This window comes from Pseudomonas knackmussii B13 (assembly GCF_000689415.1).
Taxonomy (GTDB): Bacteria; Pseudomonadota; Gammaproteobacteria; order Pseudomonadales; family Pseudomonadaceae; genus Pseudomonas; species Pseudomonas knackmussii.
This window is the reverse complement of sequence record NZ_HG322950.1, coordinates 849,442-862,343: the sequence shown is the minus strand read 5'-3', so window position 1 is coordinate 862,343 and position 12,902 is coordinate 849,442. Positions and strand designations below refer to the sequence as shown.

Annotated in this window: 9 protein-coding genes, 1 pseudogene and 1 riboswitch; of the genes and pseudogenes, 5 read left to right on the top strand and 5 right to left on the bottom strand. The window is 68.7% G+C overall.

Going from position 1 to position 12,902, the window contains the following annotated elements; genetic code table 11:
- The first annotated feature begins 94 nt into the window (after positions 1–94).
- Both dxs and PKB_RS04130 read left to right on the top strand, forming a co-directional pair.
- Positions 95–1,987, top strand: coding sequence for a 1-deoxy-D-xylulose-5-phosphate synthase (gene dxs, locus PKB_RS04135; protein ID WP_043249234.1), 1,893 nt, complete (start codon positions 95–97; stop codon positions 1,985–1,987).
- 36 nt (positions 1,988–2,023) lie between these two features.
- A riboswitch (cobalamin riboswitch) is annotated at positions 2,024–2,222 on the top strand.
- A 95-nt stretch (positions 2,223–2,317) separates the two neighbouring features.
- Entirely contained in the window at positions 2,318–4,183 is a 1,866-nt protein-coding gene (locus PKB_RS04130) for a TonB-dependent receptor domain-containing protein (RefSeq protein WP_043249232.1), read from the top strand.
- Between the two features lie 359 nt (positions 4,184–4,542).
- Here the strand turns inward: PKB_RS04130 and PKB_RS04125 are convergent, their stop codons facing one another.
- From PKB_RS04125 to PKB_RS28935, 4 genes and pseudogenes are all read right to left on the bottom strand, one after another.
- Positions 4,543–5,142, bottom strand: coding sequence for an HAD family hydrolase (locus PKB_RS04125; protein WP_043249230.1), 600 nt, complete (start codon positions 5,140–5,142; stop codon positions 4,543–4,545).
- Entirely contained in the window at positions 5,139–6,008 is an 870-nt protein-coding gene (gene tesB, locus PKB_RS04120; RefSeq protein ID WP_043249228.1) for an acyl-CoA thioesterase II, read from the bottom strand. Before tesB ends, PKB_RS04125 begins: the two co-directional genes overlap by 4 nt.
- On the bottom strand, positions 6,005–7,615 hold the full coding sequence (locus tag PKB_RS04115) for a nitroreductase family protein (RefSeq protein WP_422613521.1): 1,611 nt from the start codon (positions 7,613–7,615) through the stop codon (positions 6,005–6,007). Before PKB_RS04115 ends, tesB begins: the two co-directional genes overlap by 4 nt.
- A gap of 13 nt (positions 7,616–7,628) precedes the next feature.
- Positions 7,629–8,174: pseudogene (locus PKB_RS28935) on the bottom strand (GNAT family N-acetyltransferase); the annotation flags it as partial.
- Positions 8,175–8,297: 123 nt separating this feature from the next.
- Here PKB_RS28935 and PKB_RS04110 point away from each other — a divergent pair.
- The 3 genes from PKB_RS04110 to PKB_RS04100 all read left to right on the top strand — a co-directional run bounded on the left by PKB_RS04110 (position 8,298) and on the right by PKB_RS04100 (position 11,379).
- A complete protein-coding gene (locus tag PKB_RS04110) occupies positions 8,298–9,218 on the top strand; it encodes a histone deacetylase family protein (protein ID WP_043256904.1) in 921 nt (306 codons plus the stop codon).
- Positions 9,219–9,491: 273 nt separating this feature from the next.
- Positions 9,492–10,733 (top strand): TIGR03862 family flavoprotein, encoded by a 1,242-nt coding sequence (locus tag PKB_RS04105; protein WP_043249226.1) that lies wholly within the window; start codon positions 9,492–9,494, stop codon positions 10,731–10,733.
- Between the two features lie 40 nt (positions 10,734–10,773).
- Positions 10,774–11,379 carry a GNAT family N-acetyltransferase gene (locus PKB_RS04100; RefSeq protein WP_043249224.1) on the top strand — a complete coding sequence of 202 codons (606 nt, stop codon included), beginning with the start codon at positions 10,774–10,776 and terminating at the stop codon, positions 11,377–11,379.
- Positions 11,380–11,420: 41 nt separating this feature from the next.
- On the opposite strand, the gene PKB_RS04095 is transcribed toward PKB_RS04100, so the two are convergent.
- Positions 11,421–12,893 (bottom strand): aldehyde dehydrogenase family protein, encoded by a 1,473-nt coding sequence (locus PKB_RS04095; protein WP_043249222.1) that lies wholly within the window; start codon positions 12,891–12,893, stop codon positions 11,421–11,423.
- Positions 12,894–12,902 lie beyond the last annotated feature (9 nt).

Genomic DNA, 12,902 nt, shown 5'->3' with positions numbered 1-12,902 from the left:
TCCGGTCTGCCCGTGAACGCGCCGCGCCTTGCTTGGGCCTGCCCGATGCATCGGGTAAACTTCCGCATCTTTGCCTCTTATAACGATCAGCCCGATGCCCACGACGTTCCACGAGATTCCCCGCGAGCGCCCCGCCACGCCCCTGCTGGACCGAGCCAGCACGCCGGTCGAGCTGCGCCGTCTCGGCGAGGCTGAGCTCGTCACCCTCGCTGACGAACTGCGCCAGTACCTGCTGTACACCGTCGGCCAGACCGGCGGGCACTTTGGCGCCGGCCTCGGTGTGGTCGAGCTGACCATCGCTCTGCACTACGTCTTCGACACCCCGGACGACCGCCTGGTGTGGGACGTGGGCCACCAGGCCTACCCGCACAAGATCCTCACCGGCCGCCGCGAGCGCATGGGCACGCTGCGCCAGAAGGACGGCCTGGCCGCCTTCCCGCGCCGCAGCGAGAGCGAGTACGACACCTTCGGCGTCGGGCATTCCAGTACCTCCATCAGCGCCGCGCTTGGCATGGCCATCGCCGCGCGCATGCAGGGTTCGGGGCGCAAGTCGGTGGCGGTGATCGGTGACGGCGCGCTGACCGCCGGCATGGCCTTCGAGGCGCTGAACCACGCGTCCGACGTGCAGGCCGACATGCTGGTGATCCTCAACGACAACGACATGTCGATCTCGCACAACGTCGGCGGCCTGTCGAACTACCTGGCGAAGATCCTCTCCAGCCGCACCTACAGCAGCATGCGCGAAGGCAGCAAGAAGGTGCTCTCGCGCCTGCCCGGCGCCTGGGAGATCGCCCGCCGCACCGAGGAATACGCCAAGGGCATGCTGGTCCCCGGCACCCTCTTCGAGGAGCTGGGCTGGAACTACATCGGCCCGATCGACGGCCACGACCTGCCGACCCTGGTCGCCACGCTGCGCAACATGCGCGACCTCAAGGGCCCGCAGTTCCTCCACGTGATCACCAAGAAGGGCAAGGGCTTCGGCCCGGCGGAACTGGACCCCATCGGCTACCACGCGATCACCAAGCTGGAGCCGGCCGGCGCCGCGCCGAAGAAGGCCGGCGGTCCGAAGTACTCGAACGTGTTCGGCCAGTGGCTGTGCGACATGGCGTCGCAGGACCCGCGCCTTGTCGGCATCACCCCGGCGATGAAGGAAGGCTCCGACCTGGTCGCCTTTGCCGAGCGCTTCCCGGACCGCTACTTCGACGTCGCCATCGCCGAGCAGCACGCCGTGACCCTGGCGGCCGGCATGGCCTGCGACGGCGTCAAGCCGGTGGTGGCGATCTACTCCACCTTCCTGCAGCGCGGTTATGACCAGCTGATCCACGACGTCGCAGTGCAGAACCTCGACGTGCTCTTCGCCATCGACCGCGCCGGCCTGGTCGGCGAAGACGGCCCGACCCACGCGGGCAGCTTCGACCTCTCCTACCTGCGCTGCATCCCCGGCATCCTGGTGATGACGCCCAGCGACGAAGACGAGCTGCGCAAGCTGCTGACCACCGGCTACCTGTTCGAAGGCCCGGCGGCAGTGCGCTACCCGCGCGGCAGCGGCCCGAACACCCCGATCGAACCGGCGCTGGAGCCGGTGGAAATCGGCAAGGGCGTGGTTCGCCGCCGCGGCAGCGCCGGCAAGGTCGCCATCCTCGCCTTCGGCGTGCAGCTGGCCGAAGCCCTGCAGGTGGCCGAGCGCTTCGACGCGACCGTGGTCGACATGCGCTTCGTCAAACCGCTCGACGAAGCCCTGGTGCGTGAGCTGGCCGACAGCCACGAGTTGCTGGTGACCATCGAGGAGAACGCCGTGATGGGTGGCGCCGGCGCCGCCGTCAGCGAGTTCCTCGCCCACGAGAACCGCCAGCAGCCGATCCTCCACCTGGGCCTGCCGGACTACTACGTGGAGCACGCCAAGCCGAGCCAGATGCTTGCCGAGTGCGGCCTCGACGCGGCCGGCATCGAGCGCGCCATCGCCGAGCGCCTGGCGCAGCTGGGCTGACCGCTAGGCGCATTGCTCCCCCTGAGCCTTGCAGCGACGGGCGCACCCTTATAAGGTGCGCCCGTTTTCGTTCGAGGTAACGGGAAGCAGGTGAAAGACCTGCGCTGCCCCCGCAACGGTAACCGACCGCAGGCCACGGCCTGCCGCGCTCCGATCCGCCACTGTGCGACACGCATGGGAAGGCCGCGAGCGTGCGTGTCGGCAGCCCGGAGACCGCCCTCGACGCGATCCGACTGGTGTTGCGGAGGGCCGCACCGTCAAGCACGGCCGCGAGCCGTCCTTGTCCGCCCTCCTCGAAAGTCGCCGACGTACTTTTGAGGATTCCAATCCATGAAGCTTTCCCGTCTCGCCTTGGCCGTCGCCGTACTGCCCGGGGCTTCCTTCGCCGCGACCGATGCCGAGCAGGCCTACAAGCTGCCGGACATGGTCATCACCTCGGCGCGCATGGCGCAGCCGCGCGACCAGGCCACCTCGGCCAACACCGTGTTCACCCGCGACGACATCGAGCGCCTGCAGGCCCGCAGCGTGCCTGAGCTGCTGCAGCGCGTGCCGGGCGTGCAGGTGAGCACTGCCGCCGGGCTGATCAGCTACTCGGTGCGCGGCAGCAACACCGCGCAGACCCTGGTGCTGGTCGACGGCCAGCGCATCGCCTCGGCGAGCAGCGGCATCGCCCGCCTGGACTACCTGAGCATCGACAACATCGAGCGCGTCGAAGTGACCCGCGGTCCGCGCTCCTCGCTGTACGGCGCCGACGCCATCGGCGGGGTGATCCAGATCTTCACCCGTCGCGGCGAAACCGGCCTGCACCCGGAAGTACGCCTGGCGGCGGGCAACCACGGCACCTTCGAGCGCAGCGCCTCGCTGGCCGGTGGCGACGAGCGCACCCGCTTCAACCTCGGCGCCAGCCTCGACGAAACCCAGGGCTGGGACATGACCCGCGACAACCGCGGCGCCGACAGCGACGACGACGGCCGGCGCAACAAGGCCGTGCACCTGAACCTCGACCACCAGTTGAACGACGACTGGAAGGCCGGTTTCAGCCTCAACGACCAGCGCGGCGACAGCGAATACGACGACGCCTACAGCTACGCGCCGGGCCTGCCTCACGACGAGTTCCGTGTCAGCAGCTACAGCGGCTACCTCGAAGGCCAGCTCACCGACATGTGGAGCAGCCGCGTCGAACTGGGCCGCAGCTACGACCGCAACAAGGCGGTCGGCGCCGCCGAGGACTGGAACAACGGCAGCCTGGAAACCACCCGCCACTCGGCGAGCTGGATCAACCGCCTGCAGCTGGACCCGCGCAACCAACTGGCCCTGGGCGCCGACTGGTACGAAGACCAGGTCGACGGCAGCACCACGTTCGCCGAGGACAGCCGCGAGAACCACGCCTTCTTCGCCCAGCACAGCTTCAAGGCCGACGCCTTCTCCACTGAGCTGGGCCTGCGCCACGACGACAACCAGCGCTACGGCACGCAGAACAGCTGGAACGGCGCCCTGACCCTGCCGGTGGGCGACAAGCAGAGCTGGATCGCCAGCTACGGCGAGGGCTTCCGCGCGCCGACCTTCAGCGACCTCTACTACCCCGGCGCCGGCAACCCGAACCTCAAGGCCGAGACCTCGAAGACCTACGAGCTGCAATGGCGCGGCGAGTTCGACGGCAACCACCTGGACGCCTCGATCTACCGCACCGAGGTCGACGACCTGATCGCCTGGGACAGCACCGCCAACCAGCCGGAGAACATCGCCAAGGCGCGCATCAACGGCTTCGAGGCGAACTGGGCGCGTGAGGTCTACGGCTGGCAAGCCAACCTCGGCGTAGCGGTGATCGACCCGCGTGACCGCGACACCGGCCACACCCTGCCGCGCCGCGCCCGCCGCACCCTGAGCCTGGACCTGGACCGCCAGTTCGGCGCCTTCGGCCTGGGCGGCAGCTGGCGCGCGCTGAGCAACAGCTATGCAGACGCTGCGAACAGCGAACAGCTCGGCGGCTACGGCGTGCTGGATGTGCGCGGCAGCTGGCTGTTCAGCGAAAGCATCCGCTGGGACCTGAAGGTGCAGAACCTGCTGGACCGCGACTACGCCCAGGCAACCTACCAACGGCCAACCGACCCGGCAGGCTTCCCCACCGAAACCTTCGCCTACCGCGAAGCCGGCCGCACCGCGCTGCTGGCGCTGACCTGGACGCCGGAGCTGTAAGTCGACAGCGGCGGATAGCCCGTAGGGTCATTCGCCCTACGGGAGCATCCGGTTGCGTAGGGTGCATAACCACAAGTTGGTTATGCACCAGCACGATTGCTCTTCGCAGGAGCGAGCTTGCTCGCGACCCCATCGCCAACGGCGGATAACCCAAAGGGTTATTCGCCCTACGGAAACCCACGGATTCGTAGGGTGCATAACCACGAGGTGGTTATGCACCGGCACGATTGCTCTTCGTAGGAGCGAGCTTGCTCGCGAACCCATCGCCAACGGCGGATAACCCAAAGGGTTATTCGCCCTACAGGAGTATTCGGTTGCGTAGGGTGCATAACCACTAGGTGGTTATGCGCATTCTGGTGTTACGCCAGAACGCCGGCCAACCGCCCCAGCGCCGTGCAATCGGCGGCGTGCCAGTCGGTCAGCTCCGGCCAGGGGTTGTCCGGCAGGTTCACCAGCGCCGTGTGGCTGCCCGCCGCGCGGCCGCATTCCAGGTCGAAGCGGTAGTCGCCGATCATCAGCATCTCGCGGGGCTGTACCTGCCAGCGTTCGGCCAGGTGCAGCAGCCCATCCGGGCTGGGCTTGGGCTGGGCTTCGCCGCGACCGAGGATGTCCTCGGTGTGGAAGCAGTCGCCCAGGCCGATGGCCTGCAGGGTAACCAGCGCCAGCTCGTGGGCATTGCGGGTGAGGATGCCGAGGCGGTAGCCGCCTTCATGCAGCGCACGCACCAGGTCGACCGCGCCCGGCGCAGCCGTCGAGGCCAGGGCCAGTTCGCGCTCGTGCTCCAGCAGCCAGGCGTGCTTGGCGGCCGCCTCGGCTTCGGGCAGCGCCGCCAGGTGGTGGAGGATGTCGTCTTCCTGGGGAATGCCCAGGGCCCGCTTGATGGCCGGGAAGTCATGCACCGCCAGGGTCAGGGTGCCGTCCATGTCGAACACCCAGTGGCGGATCTGCGCCGGGATCATGCCCAGTCCTCGCGGCGGCGGATCAGGCCTTCCTGGGTCGCCGAGGCGACCAACTGGCCGTCGCGGTTGAAGATGCTGCCACGCACGAAGCCGCGGCCGTTGCCGGCCCAGGGGCTGTCGATGGCGTACAGCAGCCACTCGTCCGCGCGCAGGTCGCGGTGGAACCATACGGAATGGTCGATGGTGGCGACCTGCATGTCCTTCTGCCACACCGAGCGGCCGTGGGGCAGCAGCGAGGTGGTGAGGAAGCCGAAGTCCGAGGCGTACGCCAGGATGTATTTGTGCAGGGCCGGCACGTCCGGCAGCTTGCCGTCGGCGCGCAGCCAGAGGTACTTGATCGGCTCGCCCACCGAAGGATCGTAGGGGTCGTTCTGGGTGACCGGGCGAATCTCGATGGGCTTGGGATACAGCAGCTTGTCGCGGATGCGCTCGGGGAACTGGGCGATGCTGCGCTGCTTGAGCTCGAGGTCGGTCGGCAGGTTCTCCGGGCCGACCACATCGGGCATCGGGATGTGGTGGTGGAAGCCCTCTTCCTCGGTCTGGAAGGAGGTGCTCAGGGCGAAGATCGGCTGGCCCTTCTGGATCGCGGTGACGCGACGGGTGCTGAAGGTGCCGCCATCGCGCACGCGGTCGACCTGGTAGACCACCGGCATGCTGGCATCGCCCGGGCGCAGGAAGTAGCCGTGCATGGAGTGCACGTGGCGCGCCGGGTCGACCGTCTGGCTGGCCGCCGAGAGCGCCTGGCCGAGCACCTGGCCGCCGTAAAGCTGGCGGAATCCGAGGTCTTGGCTGATGCCCCGGAAGAGGTTTTCCTCGATGGCTTCCAGGCTCAGCAAATCCACCAGGTTGTCCAGGATCTGGGTCATGTCGGTTCCTCGAAATCGGTACTGCGAATGGGGTGCGGGCGGCGCGGCTGGGGGTATGCGGGCAGGCTAGTGAGGCGAGTGTCCCATACCGCGCGGCCGAGGGTGAAATGATAGAGGCTGACCAGCTGGTCCGTTCCCTCGCCCAGCAATTCCTGCACCGCCGCATCGAAATAGCAGCCGATGCCGGTGCCGGAAATCCCCGCCGCCTCGGCCTCCAGGTAAAGCAACTGGCCGATCTGCCCGCACTCCCAATACAGCCGTGGATAAGTCCAGGCGCCCTCGGCGAGCGCGGCATCGAGATCGGCGAGCATGGCGAAGGCGACACAGCCATCGCTGGCGATGTCCTGGCCGCAGGAGAGGAACGCCGAGAGCTGGCGCGCGTCGCCTTGCAGCAGGCGGTATAGCGGCAGCTCGCCGTCGGCGCGTTCCCAGAGGAAGTCTTCGCGCAAGCCACCCGGCGTACGGCCGCTTCGGCCCAGCCAGTAGAGTCCCGGCGCCAGGCCCTGGACGCGGTGGACGAACAGCAGCAGGTCGATGCGCGGCGGTTCGCCGGTACTCGCGAAAGGCACGGGCGAGTTTTCGGGCATCAGCCGACGCAGCCAGGCGTAAAGCAACTCGGCGTGAATGCCGGAGCGCCCGTCCATGGACTGCGCGCTGCGCCGCCGGTGCAGGATCGGCCGCAGCGGCAAACCTGGGTTATCCACCATTGCTTCGCGGCGCGGCAGTGCCCCATCGACGGGCGCCAGTACCGGGGCGCGGCACAGCGAATGCACACGCTCCAGCTCCGGCCAGTGGCGGTACTGGCGCGACAGACGATTGGGCTCGCCGGCGAGCTCCAGTGCGGAAATGCCTTGCAGCAGCGACTCGGCCAGACGCGGTTCGCTGTCGCGCGGCGGACCTATCCACAGCAGCGCATCGACCGCCTCGTGCTCGTGGAAGCCTTCGCGGTCCAGGCCGAACACGGCATCCAGCCGACTCTCGGCGACGCCATGCAGCAGCCGCACTTCCCAGCCCTGAATACTCGCCGCGATGGACAGGCAGGCCAGTGCGTGGCCGAGGTCGTGGTTGCAGTAGCGATAGGCGCGCTCGCCGTATTTCCAGGCCTCGCGCCAGGGGATGCTGGACAGCGCCAGCAGCGCGCCGCCGTCAGGCAAAGTCAGCGCGGCGGGCAGCTCGGCGCGCACTTCCAGCACATGCTCGTCGGCGCTGTAGTGGGCGAGCACGGCGGACTTGTCCACAGCCTCGGCCGGCAGCAGCAGGTAGGCCTCGGTCGGGTGCAGGTTGCCGCTCGACGGGTTGACCCGCAGCGCCCAGCGGCTGCCGCCGGATTCCTTCCAGGCGGAGATGGCCAGGCTGTCGTAGAGCAGTTGCGAGAGGCTGGCTAGGTCCAGCGGCGCGGGCTCGCCGATCGGCCCGGCGAAGGCCAGGTCGTAGCCCGGCGACTCTTCCTGCGGGCGGTGCAGCAGTTCGATCAGCCGTGCGCCGGCATAACGGCGGAAAGCGGCGGGCTGGGTCGCCCAGTCCAACTGGCCAGGGCCCGGCGCGAAGCGTTGCGGCTCGTGGCAGCTCAGCGCGTGGTAGGCGCGGATGTCGTCGATCACGCTCAAGTCTGCCCTCCAGCCACTGCATACGGGTGATGCGGTAGAGCACGTGCGGGCGCAGCGGGTGGCCTTGCGGCAGGCGCGGGTGCTCGAAATCGAGAGCCGCTTCGCGCTGCATGCCGAGGCGCTGCATCAGCCCTTGGGACGGCAGGTTGGCCGGCACGGTGAAGGCGACCACTTCGTCCAGTTGCAGATGGGCGAAGGCGTACTGCAGGACCGCGCGCGCCGCTTCCAGTGCATAGCCCTGGCGCCAGAAGGCGTGGTTCAGGCGCCAGCCAATTTCCACCGCCGGGGTGAAGCTCGCCTCGAAGTTCACATGCTGCACGCCGACCACCCCGAGGAAGGCGCCATCACTGCGGCGCTCGACGATCCACTGGCCGAAGCCGTGCTCGGCGAAGTGCTCGTGGATGCGCGCGGCCAGGGAATCGCTTTCCTCGCGGCTCATGCAATTGGGGAAATGCCGCATCACCTCGGGGTCCGCATTCAGCGCGGCGAAGGCCTGCAGGTCGCCCTCGCGCCAGGGGCGCAGCAGCAGGCGGTCGGTGCTCAGGCTGGGCAGTTGCATGGTTCACCTCGGCGCGTTTCGACAATCCGCTATTGTGCCCCATGCCCCGCGACGGGACACGCTTCTGGCCTAGTGGCGAGCCCTCGGCGTACCCTTGCTGCTGCCCTCCCCGAGCCCCGCACCATGCCGCTGCCCCTGGTCTACCACGACGACTACAGCCCGCCCTTCCCCGCCAACCATCGTTTTCCGATGGAGAAGTTCCGCCTGCTCAAGGAGCACCTGGTGGACAGCGGCCTGACCTGCGACGAAGCGCTGCTGCGGCCCGAGCTGTGCTCGCAGGATATCCTCGCCCTGGCCCACGACCGCGCCTATATCGAGCGCTACTGCAGCGGCAACATGAGCCACGAGGAGCTGCGCCGCCTCGGCCTGCCCTGGAGCGAAGAACTGGCTCGGCGCACCGTGCGCGCAGTGGGCGGCTCGCTGCTCGGCGCCGATCTGGCCCTGCAGCACGGCCTGGCCTGCCACCTCGCCGGCGGCACGCACCACGCACACTTCGACCATGCCTCTGGCTTCTGCATCTTCAACGACCTCGCGGTGATCGCCCTCTACCTGCTGGAAAGCGGCCGCGCCGGGCGGGTGCTGATCTTCGACTGCGACGTGCACCAGGGCGACGGCACCGCGCGCATCCTGGAGCACGTGCCGGATGCCATCACCGTCTCGCTGCACTGCGAGAAGAACTTCCCCGCGCGCAAGGCGCAGAGCGACTGGGACATCCCGCTGCCGCTGCACATGGGCGACGCCGACTACCTGCGCGTGGTGGACGAGGCGCTCGACTACCTCCTACCGCTGTACCAGCCCGACCTGGTGCTCTACGACGCCGGTGTGGATGTGCACAAGGACGATGCACTCGGCTACCTGAACCTCACCGACGAGGGCCTGGCCGCGCGCGACGAGCGCGTGATCGAGCGCTGCCTGGCCCGCGACATTCCGGTGCTCGGCGTGATCGGCGGTGGCTACGACAAGGACCGCCAGGCCCTGGCGCGTCGCCACGGCATCCTGCATCACAGTGCCCAGCGGGTGTGGGAGCGATTGGGGATGGATTGAATTGTCCACCGGGACTGTGGAACAACCTGTGGACAAGCTGCGGAGCACCGCCTGGAAGCCCCACCCCACATGGCTCGCCGACGAATGGTCGAATTTTGAACAGCCGTTCGGCAAGGCGTTGTCCACCGATCCTGTGGAGCATTCTGTGGATAAACTGGGCCCACTCGCGGCGACCCCGCATGGCACAGCGCCAGCGGCGCATTGCCCGGAAAATGACCAGCCGTCACCCGGCTAGGCTAGAATGCGTGCCCTCTTTCCCGACCCTGCACGCCCATGAGCCAGTCCCAGCCTTCGTCCCCTCGCAGCGCCCTCGTCATCGGCGGCGGCCCCGCCGGCCTGATGGCCGCCGAAGTGCTGGCCGGCGCGGGCGTGCGCGTGGCGCTGTACGACGCCATGCCCTCGGTCGGGCGCAAGTTCCTGCTGGCCGGCGTGGGCGGCATGAACATCACCCATTCCGAAGCGCAGGACGCCTTCGTCGCCCGCTACGGCGAGCGCCGCGAGGAAGTCGGCGCGCTGCTCGCCGGCTTCGACAGCGAAGCGCTGCGCCGCTGGATTCACGGCCTCGGCATCGAAACCTTCGTCGGCACTTCGGGCCGGGTCTTCCCCACCGACATGAAGGCCGCGCCGCTTCTGCGCGCCTGGCTCAAGCGCCTGCGCGAGCAGGGTGTGGATATCCACACCCGCAGCCGCTGGCTGGGCTGGGACGAACAGGGCCGCGCACTGATCGAAACGCCCGAGGGCCGTCAGGCCCTGCAGGCCGACGCCACCGTGCTCGCCCTGGGCGGCGGCAGCTGGCGGCGCCTGGGCTCCGATGGTGCCTGGGTGCCGCTGCTGGAGGCGCGCGGGGTGGAAGTCGCCGCACTGCGGCCGTCCAACTGCGGCTTCGAGGTCGAGGGCTGGAGCGAGTTCTTCCGCGACAAGTTCGCCGGCGCGCCGGTCAAGCCGGTCGCCTTGAGCGTGGATGGAAGCGAGCCGCGCCAAGGTGAATTCGTGGTCACCGCCGGCGGCATCGAGGGCAGCCTGGTCTATGCGCTTTCGGCACCGATCCGCGAACGCATCGCCCGCGATGGCAAGGCCACCGTGTACCTAGACCTGCTGCCCAACCGCAGTGCCGAACAGATCGCCAAGGCACTCGCCCAGCCGCGCGGCTCCAAGTCCATGGCCAACCACCTGCGCGGCAAGCTCGGCCTGGACGGCGTGCGCGCCGGCCTGTTGCGTGAGTTGTCCACAGCCGCCGACTACGCCGATCCGCAGCGCCTGGCCGGGTTGATCAAGGCGCTGCCGCTGAGCGTGGTGCGCGCGCGTCCGCTGGACGAGGCCATCAGCAGCGCCGGCGGCGTCACTTTCGAGGCTGTGGATAAGCAGCTGATGCTCAAGGCCCTGCCCGGCGTGTTCTGCGCCGGCGAAATGCTCGACTGGGAGGCGCCCACCGGCGGCTACCTGCTCACCGCATGCTTCGCCAGCGGCCGAGTGGCTGGGCATGGCGCGCTGCACTGGCTGAATCTGGAACCATAGTGCTAGATTCTCGACTCCCAGCCCTGCCGAGTCCGAGACCATGCCCCTGAGCTTCCGCCCGGCCCGCCCCGAAGACGTCGACGCCGCCATCCCGCTGATCTACAGCTCCGGCCCCGATGCCTTCGACTACGCCTTCGCCCGCCCCGGCCGCAACAGCGCCCAGGACTTCCTGCGCCGCGCCTTCCTGCACGGCGGCGGCCAGTTCGGCTGGCGCCAGCACACGGTGGGCGAGCTGGACGGCAAGGTCGTCGCGGCGGGAACGATCTTCGGCGGCGAAGCCAACCTCGGCTACCTGCTCGCCGCGGCGCGGCAGATCCTCGGCTACTTCGGCCTGGGTTCGGTCGGCGTGATCCACCACGGCCTGCAGCTGGAGAAGATCATCTGCCCGCCGCCCAAGCACACGCTGTACCTGGCCCACCTGGGCGTCGACCCGAGCCTGCGCAGCCAGGGCGTGGGCCGCGAGTTGATCGAACACTTCCTCGAGCGCGGCCGCCGCGCCGGCCTGAAGACCGCAGCGCTGGACGTCTCGGCGGCCAACCCGCGCGCCCAGGCGCTGTACGAGAAGCTGGGCTTCGAGGTGCAGGAAGAGCGCGTCTCGACCCTGCCTGGCGTCTCCAGCCACCGCTACATGCAGCGGGCGATCTGAAGGCGCGAAGGCTCTTCGACAGTCGGACGCAGCACCTGCATTTATTTCAGGTACCACCCCCACGGCTGGTCCGAAACGTACTCGGTCACCTGCTTCACCTCCAGGTAGTTCTCCAGCCCCCACACGCCCAGCTCGCGGCCGATACCGCTCTGCTTCATGCCGCCCCAGGGCGCCTGGGTGAAGGTCGGCTGGGAGCAGTTGACCCAGACGATGCCGGCGCGCAGCCCGTTGGCCACTCGCGCGGCGCGCTGCGGGTCGCCCGACATTACCGCGCCGGCCAGGCCAAAGCGGCTGTCGTTGGCCAGGCGCAGCGCCTCGGTCTCGGTTTTGAAGCGCTTCACGCAGAGCACCGGCCCGAAGATTTCCTCGCGCCAGACGATGGCGTTCTCCGCCGGCTCGTCGAAGATCGCCGGCTCGACGAACCAGCCCTCGTTCAGCCCCGCCGGACGCCGTCCGCCGGTGAGCAGCTTCGCGCCGCAGGCTTTGCCCTGTTCGACGAAGCCCAGCACCTTGTCGTATTGCCCCTGGCTGACCAGCGGGCCGAGCAGCACGCCCGGCTGCAGGCCATTGCCGATGGTGATGGCGCGCGTCGCCTCGACCAGGCGCTCGATCAGGCGTGGGGCGATGCCCTCCTGCACCAGCAGCCGCGAGGTCGCCGAGCACACCTGCCCCTGGTTCCAGAAGATGCCGAAGAGAATCCATTCCACCGCCGCCTCGACATCACTGTCGTCGAAGACGATGAAGGCCGACTTGCCGCCCAGCTCCAGGCTGACGTTCTTGATGTCCTGGGCCGCCGCCGACATGATCTTCGCCCCAGTCGGCACGCTGCCGGTGAAGGCCAGCTTGTCCACGCCCGGATGCTGGCTGAGCGGCCCGCCGGCATCGGCGCCAAGCCCCGGCAGCACGTTCAGCACGCCCGCCGGCAGGCCGATGGCGTCGGCGGCAGCGGCCAGTTCAAGCGCGCTCAGCGGCGTCAGCTCGGACGGCTTGAGCACGCAGGTCGCGCCGGCGGCCAACGCCGGAGCCACCTTCCAGGCCGCCATCAGCAGCGGGTAGTTCCAGGGGATGATCTGCCCGGCCACGCCCACCGGCTCGTGGCGGACGCGGCAGCGGAAGCGCTCGTCGGGCAGCGCCAGCGTCTGGTCCTGGCGCTGGTCGAGCTCTGCGGCCAGCTCCGCGTAATAGCGGAAGCAACCGATGGCGTCGGCCACGTCCCACTGCGCCTCGGGCAGCGGCTTGCCGTTGTCGCGCACTTCCAGTTCGGCCAGCTCCGCCTGGTTGCGTTCCAGTTCGTTGGCCAGCGCTTGCAGCCACTCGGCGCGTTCGGCGCCACGGCTCTGCCCCCACCCGCGATTGAACGCCTGGCGCGCCGCGCGCACGGCGTGGTCGACGTCTTCTTCGGTGGCCGCCGGCACTTCGCGCAGGGGCCGCCCGGTGGCCGGGTCGAAGCTGGTGAAGCGTCCGCCCAGGTCCGGGCTCACCCATTGCCCATTGATGTACAGCTGGTCGCGCATCGCACGTCT

Bases quoted from the DNA above. Each gene is read 5' to 3' on its own strand.
- dxs (WP_043249234.1), top strand. From the start codon at position 95: ATGCCCACGACGTTCCACGAGATTCCCCGCGAGCGCCCCGCCACGCCC.
- PKB_RS04130 (WP_043249232.1), top strand. From the start codon at position 2,318: ATGAAGCTTTCCCGTCTCGCCTTGGCCGTCGCCGTACTGCCCGGGGCT.
- PKB_RS04125 (WP_043249230.1), bottom strand. From the start codon at position 5,142: ATGATCCCGGCGCAGATCCGCCACTGGGTGTTCGACATGGACGGCACC.
- tesB (WP_043249228.1), bottom strand. From the start codon at position 6,008: ATGACCCAGATCCTGGACAACCTGGTGGATTTGCTGAGCCTGGAAGCC.
- PKB_RS04110 (WP_043256904.1), top strand. From the start codon at position 8,298: ATGCCGCTGCCCCTGGTCTACCACGACGACTACAGCCCGCCCTTCCCC.
- PKB_RS04105 (WP_043249226.1), top strand. From the start codon at position 9,492: ATGAGCCAGTCCCAGCCTTCGTCCCCTCGCAGCGCCCTCGTCATCGGC.
- PKB_RS04100 (WP_043249224.1), top strand. From the start codon at position 10,774: ATGCCCCTGAGCTTCCGCCCGGCCCGCCCCGAAGACGTCGACGCCGCC.
- PKB_RS04095 (WP_043249222.1), bottom strand. From the start codon at position 12,893: ATGCGCGACCAGCTGTACATCAATGGGCAATGGGTGAGCCCGGACCTG.